General features: G+C 38.9%; 16 protein-coding genes. 8 read left to right on the top strand and 8 right to left on the bottom strand.

All coding sequences use genetic code 11. The features are described from left to right. Positions 1 to 3: 3 nt before the first annotated feature. Both LS68_RS05390 and LS68_RS05385 read right to left on the bottom strand, forming a co-directional pair. Positions 4 to 732 carry a hypothetical protein gene (locus LS68_RS05390; RefSeq protein WP_034369623.1) on the bottom strand — a complete coding sequence of 243 codons (729 nt, stop codon included), beginning with the start codon at positions 730 to 732 and terminating at the stop codon, positions 4 to 6. 15 nt (positions 733 to 747) lie between these two features. Further along, positions 748 to 1,665, bottom strand: a complete 918-nt coding sequence (locus tag LS68_RS05385) for a site-specific DNA-methyltransferase (protein ID WP_052100150.1) — start codon at positions 1,663 to 1,665, stop codon at positions 748 to 750. 137 nt (positions 1,666 to 1,802) lie between these two features. Here LS68_RS05385 and LS68_RS05380 point away from each other — a divergent pair, with 137 nt between their 5' ends. Continuing rightward, positions 1,803 to 2,930 (top strand): aldo/keto reductase, encoded by a 1,128-nt coding sequence (locus LS68_RS05380; protein WP_138091182.1) that lies wholly within the window; start codon positions 1,803 to 1,805, stop codon positions 2,928 to 2,930. 93 nt (positions 2,931 to 3,023) lie between these two features. Here LS68_RS05380 and LS68_RS05375 read toward each other — a convergent pair whose 3' ends face one another. From LS68_RS05375 to LS68_RS05365, 3 genes are read right to left on the bottom strand one after another with little or no spacing between them, the layout of a single operon-like run. Continuing rightward, the gene (locus LS68_RS05375) at positions 3,024 to 5,165 is read right to left on the bottom strand and encodes a DEAD/DEAH box helicase family protein (protein WP_034369978.1); all 2,142 of its coding nucleotides are present in this window, start codon (positions 5,163 to 5,165) and stop codon (positions 3,024 to 3,026) included. Further along, positions 5,146 to 6,864 (bottom strand): site-specific DNA-methyltransferase, encoded by a 1,719-nt coding sequence (locus tag LS68_RS05370; protein WP_138091180.1) that lies wholly within the window; start codon positions 6,862 to 6,864, stop codon positions 5,146 to 5,148. Before LS68_RS05370 ends, LS68_RS05375 begins: the two co-directional genes overlap by 20 nt. Next, positions 6,810 to 7,121 carry a hypothetical protein gene (locus tag LS68_RS05365; protein ID WP_138091178.1) on the bottom strand — a complete coding sequence of 104 codons (312 nt, stop codon included), beginning with the start codon at positions 7,119 to 7,121 and terminating at the stop codon, positions 6,810 to 6,812. The genes LS68_RS05370 and LS68_RS05365 overlap by 55 nt, the downstream gene beginning before the upstream one ends. A gap of 206 nt (positions 7,122 to 7,327) precedes the next feature. On the opposite strand from LS68_RS05365, the gene LS68_RS05360 reads away from it, so the two are divergent. The 5 genes from LS68_RS05360 (at position 7,328) to LS68_RS05340 (ending at position 15,250) form a co-directional block, all read left to right on the top strand. Next, positions 7,328 to 7,705 carry a MerR family transcriptional regulator gene (locus LS68_RS05360; protein WP_052100241.1) on the top strand — a complete coding sequence of 126 codons (378 nt, stop codon included), beginning with the start codon at positions 7,328 to 7,330 and terminating at the stop codon, positions 7,703 to 7,705. A 111-nt stretch (positions 7,706 to 7,816) separates the two neighbouring features. Further along, positions 7,817 to 9,106 (top strand): cell envelope integrity protein CreD, encoded by a 1,290-nt coding sequence (gene creD / locus LS68_RS05355; protein ID WP_034370490.1) that lies wholly within the window; start codon positions 7,817 to 7,819, stop codon positions 9,104 to 9,106. Positions 9,107 to 9,270: 164 nt separating this feature from the next. Then, a complete protein-coding gene (locus LS68_RS05350; protein ID WP_052100239.1) occupies positions 9,271 to 12,384 on the top strand; it encodes a type I restriction endonuclease in 3,114 nt (1,037 codons plus the stop codon). Further along, positions 12,381 to 14,003, top strand: coding sequence for a class I SAM-dependent DNA methyltransferase (locus LS68_RS05345; RefSeq protein ID WP_034370487.1), 1,623 nt, complete (start codon positions 12,381 to 12,383; stop codon positions 14,001 to 14,003). Before LS68_RS05350 ends, LS68_RS05345 begins: the two co-directional genes overlap by 4 nt. Next, positions 14,000 to 15,250 carry a restriction endonuclease subunit S gene (locus LS68_RS05340; RefSeq protein WP_052100238.1) on the top strand — a complete coding sequence of 417 codons (1,251 nt, stop codon included), beginning with the start codon at positions 14,000 to 14,002 and terminating at the stop codon, positions 15,248 to 15,250. The genes LS68_RS05345 and LS68_RS05340 overlap by 4 nt, the downstream gene beginning before the upstream one ends. Before the next feature lie 4 nt (positions 15,251 to 15,254). On the opposite strand, the gene LS68_RS05335 is transcribed toward LS68_RS05340, so the two are convergent. Further along, positions 15,255 to 16,331: a hypothetical protein gene (locus LS68_RS05335; protein ID WP_034370486.1), complete on the bottom strand. Its 1,077-nt coding sequence runs from the start codon at positions 16,329 to 16,331 to the stop codon at positions 15,255 to 15,257. A 650-nt stretch (positions 16,332 to 16,981) separates the two neighbouring features. Between LS68_RS05335 and gltS the strand changes: the two genes are divergently transcribed. Further along, positions 16,982 to 18,205 carry a sodium/glutamate symporter gene (gene gltS, locus LS68_RS05330; protein WP_034371199.1) on the top strand — a complete coding sequence of 408 codons (1,224 nt, stop codon included), beginning with the start codon at positions 16,982 to 16,984 and terminating at the stop codon, positions 18,203 to 18,205. Positions 18,206 to 18,246: 41 nt separating this feature from the next. Here gltS and LS68_RS05325 read toward each other — a convergent pair whose 3' ends face one another. Further along, positions 18,247 to 20,760, bottom strand: coding sequence for an AAA domain-containing protein (locus LS68_RS05325; RefSeq protein WP_052100236.1), 2,514 nt, complete (start codon positions 20,758 to 20,760; stop codon positions 18,247 to 18,249). Positions 20,761 to 20,838: 78 nt separating this feature from the next. After that, on the bottom strand, positions 20,839 to 22,233 hold the full coding sequence (locus LS68_RS05320) for an alanine/glycine:cation symporter family protein (RefSeq protein ID WP_034370482.1): 1,395 nt from the start codon (positions 22,231 to 22,233) through the stop codon (positions 20,839 to 20,841). A gap of 253 nt (positions 22,234 to 22,486) precedes the next feature. Between LS68_RS05320 and LS68_RS05315 the strand changes: the two genes are divergently transcribed. Beyond that, positions 22,487 to 23,584 carry an SDR family oxidoreductase gene (locus tag LS68_RS05315; protein ID WP_052100234.1) on the top strand — a complete coding sequence of 366 codons (1,098 nt, stop codon included), beginning with the start codon at positions 22,487 to 22,489 and terminating at the stop codon, positions 23,582 to 23,584. Positions 23,585 to 23,626 lie beyond the last annotated feature (42 nt).

The following is a 23,626-nucleotide window of genomic DNA, read 5'->3' as shown; positions in this document are numbered from 1 at the left end:
GACTTATTGTCTTAAAAGTTTTTTCAAAAACTCGAAAAAATACTCTTTGGTTGATTGTGAAACTTTTTTGAGATATTTTTCAACTACCCTTTTGCCATCATCAGAATCTGCAACCGCTATCACCCTGCCTGTTTTATCATAAATCCACCTATCCCTATCGGGACGATTGCAGACCTGACATTGTGGGATAATGTTACCAATCTCTAAAGGCAAAGCAGGATTCATATGTCCCTCTTGTAATTGTGTAATTTCATTTTTGCGTATATTGTGAGGCTGCCCCTCTATGCTCCCACAAGTCGCACATCTATAATCATATTCTTTTTTCAGTTCTTCAAAACTTGCAGATTCGATTCCACTTCGTCTATCGGGTTTAAAAGAGGGATAAGGTATTGTTAAATCTACCAATTGATAAAACCCTGCCGGAATCTTAGCTCCAATATCGCCACGAGTGCCTGAAATAATATTAAATCCTCCTTGTTTGCTTAGATGTCTAGCTTGCTGCACATCGCTCACATTGGGATAAAATTGTCGAACAAATTCTGTAAGCTCTGCTTTTGAAATAACTCTTGTGTTTGGATAATTTTGAGCCAAATAAACTAACACTAAAGCGTCTTTTGTGTAATTCCCTTTTGAATCCTTTAGTTTTATAGACTTTACTCCATATCCTTTAAGATATTTTTCATGATATTCAACAATAAGCTCAAAAGTTTTAAAAATTTCTTCTTGATTCATTTTGAGAATCCTGCCCTACAAAATTTCTTTCTCAATTCGTTGCTTCGCTATCTCAAAATATTTTTGCTCAATTTCATAGCCTATAAACTTGCGATGATTTTGCAATGCAGCAATCGCATGCGAACCACTACCCATAAAGGGGTCAAGCACAATTTGCCCCTCTCGTGTAAAAAGTTTAATCAGATGAGAAATCAGACACACAGGCTTACGTGTCAAATGTTCTATTTTCTCATCGCTTTCTTGTTTTCTACTTTGTTTTGAGACTTCCATAACATTGCCCGGGAATCTACCATCTAAACTTTCATTGGTATTGATAAGCCCTAATTTGTATTGTTGCCAATTTTGCACAAACGTACCTACTTTTGGTTTTTGCGCCAAAACCATAGGTTCAATCTGTGGTTTAAGCTGTGGTGTTTTGTAGCCCTCTAGCTCTTTAATTAACGATTCTTTTTGTTCTTCGTTTAATGTTTTGTCTTTGCGAATAAAATGAGTTTGCGAAAATGCCTTTGCTTGCCCTTCGTATTTCCAAGCGAGCATATCTCGGATTTCAAACTCTGCCAAATCTAAGCTCATTGCCATTCTATGATAAAGCCTAGCTTGCGAAAACACAACACAAAATCCACCGGGTCTTAAAACTCTATAAAATTCTTTTGCCAAAGGGTTCATAAAATTTTGCAATTTTTCTCCTTGCGATTTATCAAACTTCATACCCACAGGCAAACCACCAATGACACCGCTTTTTGCGGCTTTGGTTTTGAGATTATTATCATTCCACTCATTCCCCATTCCGTCTATAAAATATGGAGGGTCTGTTACAATAAAATCAATTGAATTATCTTTTAATTCTTTTAACCCCTCTGTGCAATCTTGATTAAAAATTTTTGCCCCTTGACATATATAAAATTCCCCTAGATTTTGAAGTAGCTTTGTCATTGGTTTAACCCTTAAATAGCATCAATAAACTCTACAAATTATACGAACTTCCTGCTTTTATAATGTTTAATCAAACTTGACAGAGACTAGCTCTCATACTTTATAATTTCATTGCATAAAACAACAAGGATAAAACAATGAAAAACAACACAATAGATAGACGAGAGTTTTTAAAAGTCTCGGCAATACTAGGGGCAAGTTTGAGTTTAGGTACTTCGCCACTTTTTGCTTTAGAATCTCAACCCGATTCTAAGTCAATGCCCAAACGCACTTTGGGCAAAGGCGATAGAGCTTTTGAAGTCTCTGCCCTTGCCTTTGGGCTTATGGGACTCAACTATCACCGCAGCAAAGTTTTAGGCGAAAAAGAAGCGGCAAATATTGTCGCACAATGTGTTGATAGCGGAATCACGCTTTTTGACACCGCGCAAGTCTATGGACCCAATAGCAATGAAATCTTAGCGGGCAAGATTCTAAAACCCTATCTCAACAAAGTCTATGTAACAACCAAATTTGGTTTTGGGGCAAATGCTGATGTTTTAGACAGCTCGCCAAAACGTATCAAAGAAGTGTGCGAACAAAGCCTAAAACGACTAAACTTAGAGCAGATTCCACTTTTTTATCAACACCGATTTGACCCAAAAACACCGATAGAAGAAGTTGCCCAGACGATAAAAGAGCTAATAAAAGAAGGCAAAGTTGCAAGGTGGGGTGTATGCGAACTGAGCGCACAAACGATAGAAAAAGCGCATAAAATCTGCCCGCTTACCGCTGTGCAGAGCGAATATCATTTGATGTGGCGCAATGTCGAATCTGAACTCTTCCCTACCCTTGAAAAGTTAGGAATCGGCTTTGTGGCATATTCACCTTTGGCGCGTGGATATTTAAGTGGCAAGCTTACGAAAAATAGCAGTTTTGACCCAAAAAATGATAATCGCGCGACCTTTCCACGATACCAAGATGACACAATGGCGGCAAATTATCACATCATCGAGCGACTAAGCGAATTTGGCAAAGGCAAAAATCCAAATGCAAAAGACAAAAACGTAACTCCTGCACAAATTGCACTCGCTTATCTTTTGGCAAAAAAGCCTTATATTATCCCGCTTTTTGGCACGACAAACACAGAGCATTTGCGCGAAAATCTTGGTGCATTGCAAGTGCATTTAAGCACAAATGATTTAGCACAGCTTGATAAAATCCTTGATAAGATTAGTATTCAGGGCGACCGCTACCCACCCGAACAAGCAAAACGGGTGGGGCAATAGGGCTTGTCCTGCAAACAATCCTGCCTAAAGTATAAATCCGCGCTAAGAAAGTGGATTTTAAAAAGCGACAGAGTTTCGCTAAAGGGATTGTGTCTAGTCTTTTGCCAAAATTCCTTTTATTTTCTCTTTATCAATGCTTTCTTCTTTCCCCTCATAAGCATACCAGACATTCCAGTCGCTTTGTGTTTGTGTAGGGATATAGAAGTGATAAGGGAGTTTGCTAGAGACTGCCTCATAGCATTTTTTAAGGGATTCTAGCTTCTTTTCATATTGCTTTGTGTCAAAGTTCGCCCCCTCTCCTCCACGCATACTTTTGACCTCAAAGATATGGATTCTATCTTTCCAATCTTTTAGCACAAAGTCGGGATAAGAGAAGTGATAGCCCTCACAATAATATTCAAACTTCAAGTTAGACTTAGACAAGAAGTTTTTGCCTAGTAAATAAACCTTTTCTTGATTGATTTGTATTCTTTTGATGAGCCTTTCTCCATTTGGAGCGTCCTCATCTCTTAAGTTTAATAAAATCTCTATCCATTCTTTTTCTGCTTCGCTATCAAAGTAAAATACTTCCTTTTCTGCACTTTCCCATATCCATTTACTGATTTTCTTGTTATATCCGCTTTTATTAAGTGTGCTTTGGAGCGGCAGCACACTTTCACACCCTATCTCTTTAGGCGGTTCTATTATCATATTGTTTTTATAATCACACATATCCGTACTTAAAGCCTTTTTGATAGATTCGGCATTTCCACTTAATGCAAACCACCGCGCTATTTGCTCATCTCTTTCTTCTGCGCTTTGATAATATACTGCACAAAGGCTCTCTAACTCTTTATTGCTATTTAGATTCTTATAGCGTGTGAAAATATCCTCCGCTCCTATGCCATTGCTATTTTGAAGCACAGATTCTATCTTTTGTGCGCTATATGTGAGGTTTTGCTCTCTATGTCTTAGCCTTGTTGTGTGGATTTTAAACTCCTCTTGTATCTCATTTTTGTATATTCCCCCCGCATTTTCTCCCTTTAACTTCACGCCAATGCTACTTTGTTCCTCTGGCTTCACTCCATATACATACGCCTTTAAAATAAGTTCTTGTGCTTCTTTGTCCAACCTTTCAAAATCTAGCAGTCTAGGATTCCGCCGAATGCGCCCGATGACCTGCTCGGTAAGTTGTGTGCTTTTGGTATCACGCATTTGATAAAGCATACACGCTCTAGGTATGTCCCAACCCTCACTAATAACCATTTTGAAGATAATCACATCGATACTGCTAGAGTTTTCTTTGGCATAGTTGCGCCATTTTTTGGGCGGTAGCTTTTTTGCCTTCAGCGCGTCATTGCTATCACATTGCACTTCTTTTTCGCTGATATACATATACTTTAAGTGCGAAAACTCTAAGCTTCCTAGCACACTTTTGATGATTTTTAGCTCATTTTCTGCTTTGTCTTTATTAGAGATTTGAATAATGAGGCAAGGATTTATCGCAATAAGCTCTAAATACTTCTGTTTTAGCTCCACAAACTGCCTTAAAGCACCGCTAAGCCTCTTTTCTTCTCTCACCTCTCTCTCATCTCTGTATTCCACCTCTTTAATGAGTTGAGATTCTATCGCCCTATCTTCGCCGATTTGCACATCGGGGTATTGGTTTTTGGCTAGGCTTGGTGTGGCACTAACATTGAGCACTTTTTCAAAATACCCCACACCCTTTGGATTGCGCTTTATCAAACTATCAAGATTATTTGTCGCGATATGGCATTCATCTTTGATGAGATAAAGTCGCTTTTGCTTATAACCTTGCGCCTTTAGTTCTTCATTGTCTTTAAAGCCTTGTTGTGTGCGCAAAAATACGATTAATGCGCCTTGTTTAAGACGACTTTTTTCTTTATACAAATCTCTAGGCAACACATAGACATTGTAGTCTGTGGGGATATAGAGTGCGCCCTCTATCTTTTTGTCGGTATCAGATTCTATCAAGTAGGGCTTGAGTGTAGGGAATCTCTCTTTAAAACGCATAAAGCCTTGATAGTTTTGCTCCGCTAGATTGCCTTTAGAGAGACTAGAGACGACAAACACCGCGTTTTTGTCCTCGCTTAAGATTCTGTGCATAAAGTCGCCCATCATATAGGTTTTGCCACTGCCTGTAGGGGCTTTGAAAGTCGTGGTGTGTTTGCTTTTGAAAACCTCTACTAGCTCCTCTACTGCCTCGCTTTGTATATCAATCACTGCTTGTGTCATTGCTATTTCCTGCTTTTTTGGCTTTGAGGTATGCTTCCCACTCTGCTTCGTTCATTTCCTTGTTATCTTTTTGCATTTTTAAAGTCTTGGTCGCGTGGGAGAAGTTTTCACACACCCACGCGATTTTATCTTTGAGATTTTCAAAAGGCTCTAAGCCATAAAGTCTCTCATCAATAACCTCAAAGGCATTTTTACCCGTTTCGCTCTCATATATGCTGACTTCCTTTATCTCACTCACTTCTAAGATTCCGCCATAAGGCGCGTTTTTCTCAAGCCATTTGAAGTTTTTATCCCCATCATAGCATTCTCCGCTCATAATGCGCTTTAGTCGCTTAGTCGTTACATCGTGTGCGATTCCATTGGGGTTAAGGTCGGCTATTTCATTGTTGGTTACTAAAATAAAAGTGCGATTGCCGCCATCTTCGCGGTTGAGTTCAAGCACTGCGTGGGCGGTGGTGCCGGAGCCGGCAAAGAAGTCTAGCACAATATCCCCCTCTTCTAAGGGCTTATCTTTTAGCGATAAATCGTGGAGTTCGCCTTTCGCTTCGTCAGTGAATGCGTCTATTCTACTTCCTTGCTTAAGGCTACACAACCCCGATTTCTCATCTAAAATCTTTCTCCCTTTGTCGTTTTGAGATTCCGCATTGTCATATTGAGGGCTTTTTAAGCCCGAAATATCTCTTTGGTTGGATTGACTCACCATTTTAATTAAATTCATTAGTAATTTTATGGGTTTTGGGTTTTTAAAAGGTGCATTGATATTGCCAACTGCCAAAATAGAATCTAAATCCTTTTTTCCATTATCATTTGAATTTTCATTTTCCAAAAAAGATAAAGTCGTGAAAGGTTTTCCGCTATCAAAATATTCTATTTCATTTTTACCATTAGCCTTTTTGCAGTTTAGATATGTTTTTGTATAGATTCTATCGCCCTTTACAACCACAAATCCATTTTTTATGCCCCATTCTACTGCTCCCTTTGACCACCTCCACACCCAATCTGTCGTTTTATGTATTCCATTGATTCTCTCTAAATATTGCTTTTCACTCCCACCAGCATAAAAAACTCTGCCATCAATTTCGATTTTATAATCCATATTTTTAGAGTATTGCAGAGAACTATAATCAAGCGTTTGTGTTAATTTGTATTTTCCTCTTTTTTCTACAAATTCATCTTCTAAAGTGAATGTGCTTTCATCTCTATCTTCTAATGAAAAATTATCTACTAAACCCTTATTTTTTGTATATACAAGAATGTAATCATGATTTTTTTGCATTGTTGTCGTGCTTTTGCCACCTTTTTTAATAATTCTAGGCACACAACTTACAAAATTCCCCTCGCCGAAAACCTCATCAAAAAGGCATTTGACATAGGCTTGATTCCTATCATCTATGCTACAAAATATCACGCCATCTTCCCGCAGTAGCTCCCGCGCTAACTGCAGTCTAGGGTAAAGCATAGAGAGGAGATTATCGCGGGTTATAGCGTTGTCGTAGTTGGTTTGGGCGAAGTTACCCATATCATCTTTCCCATAAGGCGGGTCTATGTAGATGACTTTCACGCGATTTTGATAAGAGATAAGGAGATTTAAAAGTGCGGGATAATTATCCCCGATGATGAGTTTATGCTTGAGCGATTGTGAATCTACGCTAGATTCGGCATTTGAGGCATTTTGCCCCCCCCCCCGCTTTTTGCACAAAAGCTTAAGTTGGCATTGTGTGCAAGATAGGAAATCTCGCTACTTTGTCTCTCTAGTCGTTTGTCAAAGTGGAATCCCGTGTGCTTCCAAGTCGTGCCAAGTGCGAGGATAGCAAGGGCTTCTTCTTCGGATTCTGCATGGTTGATAAGCTTTTTTAGCAGTTCTAGGTTGGACATTTCTAAGATTTTATCTGCTACTCTTTTGTCTAGCTCTTCACAAATCCCCGCTTTAAAACTAGAGAGTTTATCTTTTTCCACCCTTTTTCCTTTATGTAATATAATCTCTTGCAAGAGAAATTGCCTTGTTTCAAACATTTAAAAGTCTAAAATCCTATCTAAGATTTGATAAAAATTCTATAAAATCCATAGTCTCTATATCCTTTTGCCCTTGACTGATACTAGCTTCTATGCGATATAATTTTATTTTGATTTAGGATTAAAAGCTATTGATATAAGGAGAAATAATGGCTTGGACAATTATAGAAGTAGAGCGAAAAACCGGAATCCCCTCAACCAAGATTCGCTTTTGGATTAAAAAGGGGCTATTCCCCTATCTGGAAACCGATAAGAATAAAGTGCGGTATTTTAGCCAAAATGATATTGACGCGTTGCGTTGGATTGAGTATTTACGAGAAACCAAAATGGACATTAAGACGATAAAGCATTATATTGACCTCTATTTTCAGGGCGACAAAACCCTAAAAGAGCGTAAAGAAATTATCAAAAAGCAAGTAGAATTTGTCAAAAAAGATTTGGCAAAAACAAAAGAGATTTTAAAAATCTTAGAAGAAAAACACAAGATGTATGAAAATCTTGAATGTGCCAAACAAAAGGAGTATTGAATGCACACCAATAACCTTTGGCTTTAAGGCGGCAAAGTCAAGGGTTTAGATTAGCTTACTTTTATGTGTTTTTCCTTATAATATTTGGAGATACGACACAAGGAAAACAAAATGATAAATCTCCCCAAAAGCCAAACTTCAAACTATACTAAAAAGACTTTATTGCTCTTTCTTTTGAGCCTCTTGCTGTTGATTCCTTTGATGATGTTTGATTCCATTTCACGCGATAGGCAATACAATGCAAAAGAGGCTATGGAAGAAATTGGAAAAGATTGGGGGGATTCTAATAGCCTCGTTACCCCTGCGATTGTCATTCCCTACAACTCCGATAACGACAAAACAAAGTTTCTACACATTACGCCAGAGACTTACAATGCCAAAGTCGTTTTGAAACCTCAAAAGAGAAAAAAGGGTATCTATGAGGCGGTGATTTATAATGCAGAGATTGCCTTTGAAGCGGAATTTGACTTCAATCTTTATGAGGCAAGCAAAATGATAGATTCTGATTTTGTCAAATTTGATATGACCGAGGTTACCTTGAATCTCCCCAAAGTGCGCAAAAGCGAAATTTCTACACTGACAATCAATCAAAAGCCCATAGCAATGGGATTTGCCAAACCAGAGCGCATTCCTATTAGTGAATCTTGGCTCAAAACTCCAGAATCTATTAAAATCACAATTAGTGGCGTATTGTCCGCACGAGGGCATTCATCTTTTGAAGCATTCCTTGATGCACAGAAAAACACCTTAGAGATTGAATCTCCTTGGGAGAATCCCTCTTTTAGCTCCCTTTTGCCAAACCACCATAGCATCGATTCTAATGGATTCAAGGCGACTTACACAAGCGGCAATGAAAATCCTATCTTTTCCTTTTCCTTTAGTTCTGCGCTTCTTACAGAGTATAAACAAGATGAAATCAAACCACTTAAAATAGAGCTTTATCAAGGAATCACTGAATATCGGCTGATTGATAGAGCGGTGAAATATGCTTATTTGTTTATCGCATTGACATTTTTAGCATTATTTTTATGCGAAATCGCAAGTGGCAAAAGCGTGATTTTATTGCAATATGGGCTTATTGGTGCTAGTTTGGTGGTATTCTACCTAAGCTTGCTTTCTTTTAGCGAACATTTCGGATTTATCCTTGCCTATATTCTCTCAAGCCTAAGCGTGATTGCACCTATTTCACTTTATACCTTTAGCATTATGGGCGAGAAAAGGTTTGCGTATATCATCGGGTGCATTATGGTGTTTTTATATGTGAGTTTATTCTTAATGCTTTTTCAAGATGCTTACGCGCTTTTGATTGGGACATTTATCGTGATGTTTGCAGTCTATGCGGCGATGTTTTTGACAAGGCATTTAAACCAAACGCAAGAATCAGAAGCAGAGACAAAATGACAAACGCTAAAGATGGCAAAAGCAAAAAGGAAGTGATAGGCTATGTGCAAAGTGCAAATCTCGAATGGGATTCTACCGACTAAGAATCCCTAAAAGTTTCTAAAAATCAAGTTTGATTAAAGTTTTAAGGATTATAATTATGTTTTTAGCACAAGGGGTCAGTTTTGCCACATTACACACAATCTCACATAAGCCATATAAGTAAGGGGGGGGGGGTAGAAAGCTTTAATGAAAACTCACGCGTAAAAATTCCTGCTCTGCTCACCTTAGCGCGTCTTGGGTTTAGCTATCTCTCACTGAAAGGCAATACACAATCTCAATTTGATAAAACAAGCAATATCTTTCTTCCTAGCTTTTTTAAATCCCTACAATCTCTCAATCCCACACTTTTAGAGAGCAATTTACCCAGCATTCTTTCTTCTATCCAAAACATACTTTTCTATGATGACTTAGGCTTAGCCTTTTATGAATCCCTCACTAAAGGCTTGAGCAATCATAATACAGAATCACAAAATACTCTTAAGCTCATTGATTGGCAAAACCCTAGTAACAATACCTTTGAAATGGTTACAGAGCTGCCTTATGGTAGGGATTCTAAAGGGAGCTTTCGCCCTGATATTACTTTATTTATCAATGGTCTGCCCCTAGCTTTTATAGAAGTAAAAAAGCCCAATAACGAGCAAGGTATCCAAGCCGAAATAGAGCGCGCCAAAGACCGCTTTAACAACAAATCTTTTAAGCCCTATTTCAATCTCACCCAAATTATTGTATATTCTAACAATCTCGAATATGATGAGAGTGAGCTAATGCCTTTAAGTGGGGCGTTTTATTCGACAAGCTATAGCCTAAAGATTAATCACTTTAGAGAAGAAAGAGCAGAAACAGACCAGCTCTTTAACTTAAAAGAGCTAGATTCTAGCATAAGAGATGAGATTTTGCGCGACACAAATGCTCAAGCTATCGCCCAATCAAGCGAGTTTCACACCAATACAGAGCTAAATACCCCAACCAATCGCCTTTTAGTCTCACTTTTTTCACATAAAAGACTCTTGTTTTTACTTTATTATGGGATTGCTTTTATCCGTGATAAAGACATACAAAGGCATATTTTGCGCTATCCGCAGTTTTTAGCTATGCAAGCTATCAAAGATAAGCTTAGCATATGGGAAAGAAGCGATGATACCAAATCCCAATCTTTACCGCTTAAGAGAGGTATTATCTGGCACACACAAGGTAGTGGAAAAACTGCCCTAAGCTACTATCTCACGCGATTTTTACGCAATTTCTATCAGCATAAAAACATCATCACACGATTTTATTTTGTTACAGATAGGATTGATTTATGCGCACAGGCAAAAAGCGAATTTACAAAGCGAGAGCTTTATGTCAAAGAAATTTCCTCCAAGCAAGACTTTATAGATGAGCTTACTTCTTCATCAATCCACAACAATGAAGGCAAAGATGAGATTATTTGTGTAAATATTCAAAAATTTAGCGAAGATGCTGTGAGTGTGCCAAATCTCTATAATATAACGATTCAAAGAGTATTTTTCATTGATGAAGCACACAGAAGCTACAATGAAAAAGGCTCATTTTTAGCCTATCTTTTTTCAGCCGATAAAAATGCACTTTTCCTCTCCCTCACAGGCACTCCACTACTAGCCACAGGAAATAAGGTAAGCTCAAAGGAGATTTTTGGCGAGTATTTCCATATCTATTATTACAATGCTTCTATCAAAGATGGCTACACACTGCGGCTGATTAAAGAAGATATTCAAACCAGCTATAAAGAGAATCTCTCAAATGCCATTAAAAACTTAGAGATTCCTAAAGGCTTGATTCAATCAAGCGACATTTACACACACAAAAGCTTTATTGCCCCGCTTTTAGACTACATAGTCAATGATTTCTCTACAAGTAGAAAAGTCCTTGATGAAAGTATCGGTGCTATGGTCGTATGCCAAAGTGCCAAACAAGCTAAAGCCCTCTATCAAAGCTCTTTAGAAACTTCAAACGAGCACAATCTCAAAACCGCGCTGATTTTGCACGATGAGCCAGATTCTGACAAACACAGAGAATCTTTCAAAAGAGGCGAGATTGACATACTCTTTGTCTATAATATGCTCCTTACAGGGTTTGATGCCCCAAGACTTAAAAAACTCTATCTCCACCGCGACATCAAAGCGCACAATCTCTTACAAACCCTAACGCGTGTCAATCGCCCCTATAAAAATTTTCATTATGGCTATGTGGTGGATTTTGCTAATATCGATAAGACATTTGAAGATACGAATAAAGCCTATTGGAATGAGCTACAACAAGAATTAGGCGAATTTAGTGAGCAATACAATCTTCTTTTTAAAAGCCCAAGTGAAATCAAACAAGAGCTAGATTCTATCAATGAAGTGCTCTTTGGCTATGACAAAGACAACAAAGAAATCTTCACTAAGCAAATCTCCAAACTCAAAAAAGAAGAGCTAAAATCCCTCCAACAAGCTCTAATAAACGCTAAAGAACTCTATAACTACATTATGCTTTCCAAGCAAGATAATCTCAAAAACTCACTAGATTTTGCCACCCTCAAAGCTTTACTTCAAATCATTGAAGAGAGGCTTTCACTTTTGCGCTATGAAGAGCTCATCAGCACCGAGCAAATCCCTACCCACACCTTAGAATCTGCCTTAGAAAATCTCGCTTTTATCTTTAAGCAAAGCAGCAAAAATGAGCTTCTCTTTGTGGATAATGACTTTATAGAAAAAATAAATCATATCGGTAATGAATTTAGTAAAAACCAAGATAAAAAAGACAAGGCATACACGACTTTATTTGAGGAACTTCAAGCACTTTTAAAGAAAAAAGACATCGCCCCCACACAAGAGCATATCAAAGCTTTGCAGACAGAGAGCGCAAAGCTTTTAGAGCAAATCCAATCTTTAAATGCTGCTAATGATAGGCTTTGTGCGGAATATAACGGAGATTCTAAGTTTATGCGTCTGCACAAGCGACTTTTAGAAAAAGCCGAAAGTGAGCATATAGAGCAGCTTACAAACACAGCTTTACGAAAGTATCTAATGCCTATTAAAGAATCTCTCGATGACTTTGTCTCTAATAATACAAATATCCTAGAGCAAGAATCTTATTTTATTAAAGAATCTAAAAGCCTCACAAAATCTCAAAGAGAAGCACTCTTTAAGCTTTATAGCAAAGATTCCAGCCAAAGTCTTTTTGCACTCATTACTCAAGAATACCTTAATCAATACAAAGGAGATAGCGCGTGAATGCTACATTACAAGATAAAATCCTAAAGCTTATTGACAAGCTTAAAGCCACCTGCGCCAATGATGGAATGGGCAATGACTCAGGAGAGTATAAAATCATCTCACAAATATTCTTATACAAATTCCTTAATGACCGCTTTGTCTATGCTTTTAAACAATCCCACAAAGCCTTTAAAGAATTAGATTCTCAAAGCTTTTATGAAAAATTAATGCAATTAGGCGATGAAGAGTATCAAGAAGCCTTAGAAGACATCGGCGCGGTGGTGTGCTTTGGTAAAGAAGACTTACTCCCTACACTTTTTAGCAAACAAAACCAAAGCGGATTTTCCACAATACTTGATGATTGCTTTACGCGCATAGCAAATAGAGAAGAAAATCGCGATATTTTTTCTATCCTTACTGAGGGTGGAGCGAAAATCTCACTCTTTGAGCCTATAATGCACAATATCATCGACCCAAGCAAAAGAGATAATTTCGCTAGAGCGATTATCTCGCCTCTTGCGGATTTTAACTTTACACAATCTTTCAATCAAGGCTATGACTTTTTCGCACCGATTTTTGAATACCTTATTAAAGACTACAACAAAGATAATGGCGGCAAATACGCCGAATACTACACGCCTTATTCTATCGCGCGCATAATGGCGAGAATCTTAACCCAAGATAAACCCTACAAAAGCGTTACTTGCTATGATCCAAGCGCGGGTAGTGGCACATTGCTAATGAGCCTAGCCCACACTATCGGGCAAAATAAATGCAGTATTTATGCCCAAGACATTAGCCAAAAATCAAGCCAACTTTTACGCTTAAACCTTATCCTTAATGACCTTAATCACTCTATCCACAATATCACCCAAGGCAATACCTTAACCCACCCTGCACACAAAGATAAAAAATTTGACTTTATTGTCTCAAATCCCCCTTTCAAGCTAGACTTTAGCGAGTATAGAGATGAGCTAGTAGCACAAAAGCAGCGATTCTTTGCAGGCGTGCCTAATATCCCCAAAAAAGACAAAGACAAAATGGATATTTACCTCTGCTTTTTTCAGCATTTACTCTACTCCCTTTCCCCCACAGGTAAGGCTGCGATAGTGCTTCCCACAGGGTTTATTACCGCTACTAAAATAGAGATGCGTATTAGAAAGTTTTTAGTAGAGAGCAAAATTTTACGCGGGTGTATCATTATGCCTAAAGATATTTTCGCGACTACTGGCACAAATGTATCAGTGATTTTTATAGATAAAGAATCTAGCTCTGATAAAGCTCTGCTTATAGATGCTTCAAGCCTTGGAGAAAAGACAAAAATCGGCGGCAAAGAACGCACACTTTTACGAGATGATGAAATAGAGCAAATCATCAGCACCTTTAATAAGCAAGAAGTAAAAGAAGATTTTAGTATCTTAGTAAGCTTTGAAGACATAGAGAAGAAAAACTACTCTTTTAGCGCAGGGCAGTATTTTGATTTTAAGATTGCATATAGTGATATGGATATAAATAGCTTTGAAGCTTACATAAATGAAACTAAAGAGAATCTAGAATCACTCTTTAGCCAATCACAACATTTGCAAAAAGCAATTCTAGAGAATTTCGCGACACTTCATTTCAAGGGCAAAGCATGAAGCAATGGCAATGGGTGAAATTAGGCGAAGTGGCAGAGATAAAAAATGGCTCAACCCCCTCAACTTTAGAATCCGATAATTTTAATGGCAATATCATATGGATAACACCCAAAGATTTATCCGAACAAAAAACCAAATATATTTATACTAGTCGAAAAAAAATCACACAAAAAGGATATGAAAGCTGCTCTACAACACTACTGCCAATTAATACAATCTGCCTAACGAGTCGTGCTCCAATAGGGTTAGTTTCCATATCAAAAGTAGAACTTTGCACCAATCAAGGCTTTAAAAATATTATCCCTGATAAAAAAGAATTATATTTTGAGTATTTATATTATTATTTAAAATACAGAACAAAAGATTTGATAGCACTAGGAGTTGGAACAAAATTTAAAGAGCTAACAACTCCTATCCTTAAACAATACCAAATCCCACTGCCGCCTTTGCAGACCCAAGAGAAAATCGCCAGAATCTTAAGCACGATAGATGATTTGATAGAGTGTAATACGCGTATCAATAAAGAATTAGAATCTTTGCTTTCCGTCCTCTATGAGATGTATTTTATCCGCTTTGATTTCCCAGATACTCACAATCGCCCCTATCAATCAAGCGGCGGAGAAATGCACTACCACCCTTTGCTCAAACGCGCAATCCCTAAAAATTGGGAAGTGCTAAACCTTTATTCAAGGCTTGATTTTGAGCGGGGGAAAGAATTTGGCAAGGAGGCATATTTACAATCCCCTAAAAGTAAGCATTGCGTGAAGTTTTATCGTGTGGGGGATATGATAGAGGGAAATAGCGTCTATATTGATACAAGCAAATATGCAAAATTGCCCTTTTGTAGTGAAGGCGATTTGCTCGTATCCTTTGATGGGAGCGTGGGGAGAGTGGCTTATGGGATAAATGGTGCGTATTGCTCTGGGATTTGTAAAATCACAGATAAGCAAGGAGCGGTAAACCAAGCGGGATTATTTTGTATTTTTAATGATGCGCACATACAATTTACTATCCACCAATACGCAGTAGGGACAAATATTTTACACGCAGGAAGAGCGATTGAAAATCTTATTTTGCCCTTTAATGAAGAGGTATTTTTAGCATTTCAGCACAAAGCCACCCCGCTTTTTATGAAAATGCGAGAAAATAAGATTCTAAACCACCACCTAGCCTCCTTACGTGATTTTCTGCTGCCGCTTTTGATGAATGGAGAGATTGAAGTAGGCGAAAAAAAGACAAAGAGATAGCCCTTTACTTCTCAATGTCAAAAAACCTCTGCAAAGATGGCTCTTTTAGCAATCTATTCTCTACGATATACAGATAGGGGGACAGATAGGCTAAATCCGACCCTCTATTGTCTAGTGTTTCTCTGATACATTCTACCTCGCCCTTGCAGGATTCACGCTTTTTTAGATATGCTCTTTGCTCGTCCAAAAGCTCACGATACAAAGCCTCTCTGTATATTTCAAGCTTTTCTTGTAATAATGACACAAGCTTTTGCTTCTCTTGCTCACTTAGATTCTGTTTGATAGGCAAATTTCTCATATCCGCTTCATCTAAGGCAAACTCTTTTGTCGCTTCTCTTGCGCCAAGATACAACACATTAATCGCTCTATCGTCATTTGCTAAATCCGCATTTGCGCAAATCGCCTTTTCTGTAAGCGTCCCCGCCTTTTGACAATCAAACCCCGCCTTGATTTTGTAATAATCCTGTGCGATATAGTTCATTTCTGTGGTGTCAAACTCACACTTTTGCTCCAAAAATGCGCACGCACTTAATGCCTTGCTTTGCTTGTCTTGCTCTATGTGGAGATTTTGAGAATCTCGCGTGGCGATAAGACGACATTGTGGAAAGTCAAGGAATAGAATCTCTGCTTTTTGCGCATTGAGGGGGTATAAAAGGATTGTGTGATTGATTTCTTCAATGTCTCCATTGATAAAGCAACTAATATGATTGCCCCAGCCCCGAAACCTTGCCCCGCCATTAAACGCGATTTCAAGAGAAAAATCTAGCTCCAAAGACTGCACCTTGTTTGCTAGAATCTTGACTCTATAATTCGTATAGCCAAGCTTTGAAGTGCCAGAATAGGGAGCATAATCATAAGTAGAGTTTCTAAACTCTCCAATATCTTGCCAATCTTTCAGATAGGGATTGGGTGCAGTCTCACTAGATAGATTTAATTTCTCTTTTGAGGGGTTGGGTGTAGAGTAATGAAAATGTATTGTTGAGTGCGCTTTTGATTCGATTACTAGTATAAGCAATAAAGGCAAAATTAATCCATAGCGACAGTGCTTGCCCTGCGACAAAAAAGACCTTAAATCACTCATACAAACCTCCAAATAAGCCTTTAGCCTGTATTCCTCACTCCTTGTGCGATTCCAACGATGGGGTAACGCTTTGCGCACAAAGTGCGAATCAAAGACAATAAAATTTTAGCACAAATTTGACTTACACCCTTACTTTAGACTCGTGATGATTTTACCATTCTCATTTCTACATAAAGTCGTTACATTGCATCAATACTTCATAGATTTTAAGGCAAGTTTATCGCTAATTTTATGCCTTTTAAGATATGATAAATAAATTTTATCCAATAATGCAAAAAACAAAGGACAATAAGATGAGATGTCGTTTCCGACTTTTGGTAGGTGTGTTGTTTAGTATGTGTTTTCTTCAAGCACAAACAAGCATAGATTCTATCACTCCCCTAGAAAATATGCAATGTCAAGAGCTTCGCTCAAACATCAAAGGCTCAAATGTGCCTACTTGGCGCAATGACTATACAATCATCGCAGAAAATCCCACACTTTATTCTGTGCCGCATTCATCGTGTGTGTCTGATTTGACGCCGTTGAAAAAAGGCAGCAAAATCGAGGTTTTGAAAAGCTATGATTCATTTTTTGAAATCGCAATCACAAGCAGTGATGAAACAAGGGGGGGGGTAACGACTATTCTTGCTTATATTCCTGCCGATGAGGTGGTATTAAGCAAGGTTAAATTTGATTTCTACTTTACATTAGTATGTATGGTGGGTGTGCTGCTTTTGGGACGCTGGATCATTGCGAGGATAAGAATCCTACAAGATTATAATATCCCTGAACCTGTCGTTGGTGGGATTATCGCTGCGATTGGGATTTTGATTGTCTATAAAAGTTTCAATTTAGAGTTTAAATTTGACTCTTCCCTCAAAGATCCTTTAATGTTGGCATTTTTTACAAGTATTGGCTTGAGTGCGGATTTTGCTTCACTCAAAAAAGGTGGAAAACTCTTAGTGTTATTTTTAATCATCGTGCTAGGTTTGTTAATATTACAGAATCTCATCGGTGTAGGCGTGGCTTCTATCATGGGTGTCAGTCCATTAGTCGGAATGCTCGGAGGCTCAATCACGATGAGCGGAGGGCATGGCACGGGTGGCGCATGGGCAAGTGAATTTATCAAAGCACCCTATTCTTTCTCTGCCGCCACAGAAGTAGCAATGGCGTGTGCGACCTTTGGATTAGTAATGGGCGGGCTACTTGGAGGACCTGTCGCGAGATTCTTAATCAAAAAACATCAGCTCAAAATACCCGGTGCAGAGCATAATAATGACGACCCGCATGGATTTGAAACACCGACTAAAGAGCGGCTCATCACACCTATCAGTTTTGTAGAATCTCTCGCATTGATTGCTATTGCGCTTTTAGTAGGAAATCTTGTCAGCGGATATATGCGAGAGATTTTCCCAAGTTTCAATCTCCCAACTTTCGTGTATTGTTTGTTTGTGGGTGTAATATTGCGCAATGTCTTATCAGCATTTAACATTCATCAAGTGTTTGATAGAGAAGTCTCTGTGCTAGGCAATGTCTCGCTTTCGCTCTTTTTAGCCTTTGCAATGATGACGGTAAATCTTTGGGAGCTTGTCGCATTAGCACTGCCTCTTGTGGTGATTTTGAGCCTGCAAGCAATAACAATGGTGCTTTATGCGAGTTTTGTTACCTTTAGATTCTGTGGAAAAGACTACGATGCCGCTGTTTTGGCAGCTGGGCATTGCGGGTTTGGCTTGGGAGCGACACCCACAGCAATGCTCAATATGCAAACGGTTACGCGACATTATGGTCCTTCGCACACTGCGTTTTTGGTCGTCCCCTTAGTTGGAGCATTTTTCATTGACCTCATCAACGCATTAGTGATACAAGGCACACTTTGGTTTTTACCTTTTTAACTTGATGATAACCTTTTGCAGACAGATTCTATTGCATTAGATTAGAATCTAATGCTCCTCAAAGCCTCTTTAATCTTTTCCACTTCTCCGCTTCCTATCGTGCTAAGTCGTAGCAAGGGGAGTTGGTATTTTTGCAAAATACCATTTTTTAGCTTGTCCCGCTCACTTTGTTTAGAATCTTTTTGATGATAGGCAAAGCCATCAACTTCTATGGCAAAAAGCGGGCGTTTATTCATCGTGCTAAATACAAGCAAATCAATATGGCTTGAAGAGGCGATAAATCTTTGCTCTTCATCGCTTAAGGCTTGGGTATTATTTAAGATTCTATACAAAGGGATATGAGTAGCAATATCCAAAGATAAATCCTTACCAATACATTCTTTCAATGCGTGATAAGCGATATTTTCAGAATCATACATTGAGATTCTTTTCTTGGATTTTAAATACTCTAAACGCGCATTTTGGTTGGCTTTATAAAGTAAGTCAAAGACGGACTTTACTTGACTTTGGGTGATTTCAAAATTATGATAGTGCATATATTGGACTAAATCATTAAGATGACTAACAGAGTTGCAAATTTGAGCAGAAACCACCACACGAAAATATTGTTTTGCACGACTAACCGCGACATTAAGCAAATTGGCATCATTGATAAAGTCATTGATTTCATTATCCACCGAACTTAAGATAATCGCCCCTTTTTCTCTGCCTTGAAATTTATGAATCGTATCAATCTGTATATCCTTAATGGCTTGCTGCAAGTAGGCTTTTTGCTTTCTATAAGGAGAGATAATCCCAATTTGTGCAGATTCTAGCTTCTCTCTTAGCGGTGGTAAAATCTCCTTTTCTATCACATCAATTTGCCTTTGATTATAATGTCTTCTTGCGTGATTTCCCGCTTGTGTGATAAAGGCTTGCATTACATCTTTTTCGCCTTTATCTTCACTCAAAATAATCAACTCATTGTTATAGAACTTTTGATTGCAAAATCCAATGATTTTAGGGTGGCAACGATAATGCTCCCTAAGCAGAATCTTTGGTGTATTGGGGAGAGTTGCGATGATAGAGCTTAGCAGACTTTGGGTAGCAAAGTCATAGTTGGCAGGAATCGTGTGCTTTTTGCTTAAAGATTCTATGGCTTGGATTTTATCTTGTGCTATCACATTGGGTAGCTGCTTGGTATCGCCGACAATCACCGCATTTTTAGCGACACTTAATGCCAAAAATCCGCTGACTAAATCCACTTGCGAAGACTCATCAATAATCACATAATCAAACAATTCACCCTTGAGATTCAAAGAAGATTTAATCGAATGGGTGGTGCTTAAAATAATGGGATATTCTTTAAGGAAACTAGACGCGTTGTGATACAAATCTTCTAATGAAAATTGCATTCTCTGTGCTTTAGGCTGATATTTTGCTTGAAGGGTGAGTTTGAGCAAAGCAAGAGAGTTTTCTGTAAGTTTCTGCAAGGGATTGTCTTTTTGCAAAATTTCTAGCCTCGCCTTGGCGGATTCTAAACTTTTTGAAAGCTCTGAAATTTTGAGGATATAAAAATATTCATCAAGTGTATTTAAAATCTCTTCTTTAGGGAGCTTATAGAATCTCAAATCCCCCACTCTATCCCACAGAACAAATTTTAGCTTCAGCCACGAGGGGAGATGCTCTCTTTCTTCTATTTGCACTTTAATTTTTAGAATCTTATCGGATTTTAAAAGCTTGAGATTCTGTATTTGCTGGGAATGCGTAGGGGTTTCTTGGGCTTTAAAATATTCATATTCTAATTGTAATGCGTTGAGAGATTGCGTGTGTTGGGCTATGGTGTTGGTTAGCTCAAAAGATTCTAAAGCTTTTTGCTCATATTTGGCGATATTTTCTTCTAATTCTATTTTGCTTAGAGCGAAACTCTCGCCATTTGGATAACTTAGCCTTTGATGCGAGATAAAATGTTCTTTATTTTCTTTCTTGCCCAAAGTCGCACAACAATAATCAAACCCATAGCATGAAAGCTTTTCAAACACATTTTGTGTCGCGGAATTATTGTTTGATAGCACCGCAACGCTTTTGTTATGGTAGATAAGATTTGCGATAATGTTTAAAATGCTCTGTGTTTTGCCTGTGCCCGGAGGTCCCTCAATGATGCTAATTTGTGATTGCAGTGCATTTTGTAGGGCTTGATACTGGGATTTATTCAAACCAAAGGGTGAGAGGATAAGGGGCAAAGGGCGTGTTTGGGTTTGAAGTGATAAGGGATTGAGATAAGCAAACAAGGCGGATTCTTGGGGGATAGATAGAATCTTGCTATACTCTTTGGCAAGCACATTGAGATTCCCCTCTGGTGTTTGAATCTCTATAAGCGTGCAAATCTCTTGAAGGTAATTAAAGAGGTGATAACTTGTCGCCCTTTTAATCAGCGTGAAATTTTCTTGTTTGTAAGTATAGACTTGCGGATTGCCTTTAAATACAACACTAAGGATTCCACCCTCTAAAGCGCAACGCTCAATATCCCGCGTCCTATCCTTACCCTTAAGAATGATAAAAAAATCTTGCGTCATTCGCGTTTCTTTGTGTTGATTTGGATTGATTATAGCAGAATCTACATCTTAAGCCTTATCAACACTTCTTTATTAACCCTACCAGCACTGCGTATTTTTAATCCCCACATCTTCCGCCTTAAAGGTTGGATTCTTACCCTCTTTGCGTTGTTTTTCATAATCTTTTAGCACTTTTATCGCAATATGTCCTAAGAGCAAAATTGCGATGATATTAACCAAAGCCATAATCCCCATAATCACATCGGCTAAATCCCACGCGAGTCCTAGACTAAGCTGTGCGCCGATGAAAACCATCACAACAGCACTTACTCTAAAAATTTGCAAGGCGATTTTGCTATCTGTGATAAATTTGAAATTAATCTCGGCATAAAAATAATTCCCAATCAGCGAAGTAAAGGCAAAAAGCACAATCGCTACACTCACAAAATACAAGCCAATATCTCCTAAGTGTCCTTGCATCACCTTTTGCATCAAAGGCATTCCTGCTAATCCACCTAAATCCTCACCGCTACATAGCACGATAAACGCACTTGCCGAGCAGATAATCAGCGTATCAATAAACACAGAAAGCGTTTGCACCATTCCTTGTTTAGCAGGGTGGCTTGTATGTGCAGTAGCTGCAGCATTTGGTGCGCTACCCATACCCGCTTCATTAGAATACAATCCGCGTTTAATCCCTATGACTATCGCACTTCCCGCAAATCCCCCAAAAATCGCTTCAAAATCAAAAGCCTTCGCAAAAATGTCAGCAAAAATGCTAGGAATGCTCCCAAGATTCAAAGCGACAATGATAAACGCGACAATCAAATATCCAAAAGCCATAATCGGCACAAGGACAGAAGTGATTTTCGCTGAAGCCTTATTGCTCCCAAAGAAAAATGGAGCGCATAAAAGCGCGAGTAGGATTCCGATATAAATCGTAACTTGCCCATTATGATAAGATTCACTCCCGACAAAAATCTCAAAGCTAGAAGTCAGCGTATAAGCTTGCAAACCATTAAAGCCATAGGTGAAACACAAAATCAGCGAAATCGCAAACACAATCCCAAATGCCCGAGAGCCTAAAGCACTTTGGATATAATACGCAGGACCGCCTTTGTAGCCGCTTCCGTCTTTTCGCTTATACACTTGCGCGAGTGTGCTTTCGATAAATGCACTTGCTCCACCCAAAATCGCCGTTACCCACATCCAAAAGAGCGCACCCGCCCCTCCACTACCAATCGCCACTGCAACACCTACGATATTGCCAATCCCCACGCGAGACGCGGTAGAAATCATCAACGCACCAAAGGGAGAGATATGCTCTTTATGGCTTTTCTCCATTAAGACAGAAAATGCAGAGGGTAAAAAACGAAGCTGGATAAACCCTGTGCGAATCGTAAAGTAAAGCCCACAGAGCAACAGCGCAAAAACCAAACAATAAGTATAAAGAAAAGTGCTTGATAGATTAATCAAGTCTGTTAAAAGTTCCATAAATCCCCCTTGTCAGTATAGTTTTAGCTTATCAAATCAACATTTATATCTAATGCAGATTCTAAGTTTTTAAAATACTTGCAAAATAGATTTTAATCATTCTCGCTTAAAATATACTTTAGCAATAAGTTATAGAGACTTTCGAGATTCTTTATTTGGCTCAAACAAAGACTATGCCCTAAAACCTCCCCTTGACAAACACCTAGTGGAATGCCTTATAATGCCCAATGTGATTTTACCCAAAAGGAGAACTATGGACAAACACAGGCGCAAGATTCTCAAAAATAGCGCGATTTTGGGCGTTGCAGGAGGGTTAGCTAGCGTTTCTACTATCTTTGGATTACAAGGTTGTGATAGCAAAGAATCCAAATCCACCACCCAAAAGACCGCAGCAAATAGCGCAAACAGCGCGGATTCTAAGCTCACAACAAAAGGAGAAATAATGAACACAAATCCACAAGTTTGGTATATCACCGGTGCGAGCGGCGGTTTGGGGCTAGAGCTTGCAAAATATCTTATCAGCAAAGGAGATAAAGTTGCGGCGACATCGCGCAAGATGGGCAATATCACCGCAAAGCTTGGAGTTGAGAGCGAGAGCTTTTTGCCCCTAGAGTTGCGCTTTGATGGCGATTTAAACGCACAGATTGCACAAAACCTTAACGCGGTGCAACAAAAATTTGGGCGGCTTGATAATGTCGTAAATAACGCTGGGTATGGGCTTTTGGGCTTTGTCGAAGAAACGAGCGAAAAGCAGCTAAGAGAACAATTCGAGGTTAATGTCTTTGCGCCATTTCTTGTCGCACAAAATGCGCTAAAGATTTTGCGCCCCCAAAGCCTCGCAGAGGGCGGCAATGCAGAAAACATAAAAGCGAGAATCTTTAACCTTAGCTCAATCGCTGGATTCAGGGTCAGCAATAATTCTACACCCTATTGTATGAGCAAATTTGCGATAAGCGCGCTAAGCGAGGGGCTACTGCTCGATGTGAGCGAATATGGAATCCACACTATTAATGTGATGCCCGCAGGTTTTCGCACCGAGTTTTTGGGCGCGAGTATGGTAAAAAGTGATTTAGAGATAAGCGCGTATGACGCAAGGCGCAAGACGTTTGAGCAAAAAAGCGCAGAATACAGCGGCAAACAAGCGGGCGACCCGCAAAAATTTGCGCAGATTCTCTACCAAGTTTCGCGCGACCCTAAGCCACCTTTTAGCTTATTTATGGGCGATGCAGCGTTTAAGAGTGCAAGCAACAAAATCGCGTGGGTGCAAAGCGACATCGCCGCGACACAAAGCTATGCAGGTGCAGCAGCAGACTTTGCAGACGCGGGCAACAGCGCATTTGACAAACGCTAGCTTGCCACAGCCCCTTTTGGCTGCCCCACGTGTTTAAAGCCT

This window comes from Helicobacter sp. MIT 05-5293 (assembly GCF_000765665.2).
GTDB lineage: Bacteria > Campylobacterota > Campylobacteria > Campylobacterales > Helicobacteraceae > Helicobacter_C.
Note: the sequence above shows the minus strand (reverse complement) of the source record. Positions and strands in the feature narration are given on the sequence as shown.

Excerpts from the sequence above, each read along its gene's own strand:
- LS68_RS05390 (WP_034369623.1), bottom strand. The coding sequence starts at position 732 with ATGAATCAAGAAGAAATTTTTAAAACTTTTGAGCTTATTGTTGAATAT.
- LS68_RS05385 (WP_052100150.1), bottom strand. The coding sequence starts at position 1,665 with ATGACAAAGCTACTTCAAAATCTAGGGGAATTTTATATATGTCAAGGG.
- LS68_RS05380 (WP_138091182.1), top strand. The coding sequence starts at position 1,803 with ATGAAAAACAACACAATAGATAGACGAGAGTTTTTAAAAGTCTCGGCA.
- LS68_RS05375 (WP_034369978.1), bottom strand. The coding sequence starts at position 5,165 with ATGACACAAGCAGTGATTGATATACAAAGCGAGGCAGTAGAGGAGCTA.
- LS68_RS05360 (WP_052100241.1), top strand. The coding sequence starts at position 7,328 with ATGGCTTGGACAATTATAGAAGTAGAGCGAAAAACCGGAATCCCCTCA.
- creD (WP_034370490.1), top strand. The coding sequence starts at position 7,817 with ATGATAAATCTCCCCAAAAGCCAAACTTCAAACTATACTAAAAAGACT.
- LS68_RS05340 (WP_052100238.1), top strand. The coding sequence starts at position 14,000 with ATGAAGCAATGGCAATGGGTGAAATTAGGCGAAGTGGCAGAGATAAAA.
- LS68_RS05335 (WP_034370486.1), bottom strand. The coding sequence starts at position 16,331 with ATGAGTGATTTAAGGTCTTTTTTGTCGCAGGGCAAGCACTGTCGCTAT.
- LS68_RS05325 (WP_052100236.1), bottom strand. The coding sequence starts at position 20,760 with ATGACGCAAGATTTTTTTATCATTCTTAAGGGTAAGGATAGGACGCGG.
- LS68_RS05320 (WP_034370482.1), bottom strand. The coding sequence starts at position 22,233 with ATGGAACTTTTAACAGACTTGATTAATCTATCAAGCACTTTTCTTTAT.
- LS68_RS05315 (WP_052100234.1), top strand. The coding sequence starts at position 22,487 with ATGGACAAACACAGGCGCAAGATTCTCAAAAATAGCGCGATTTTGGGC.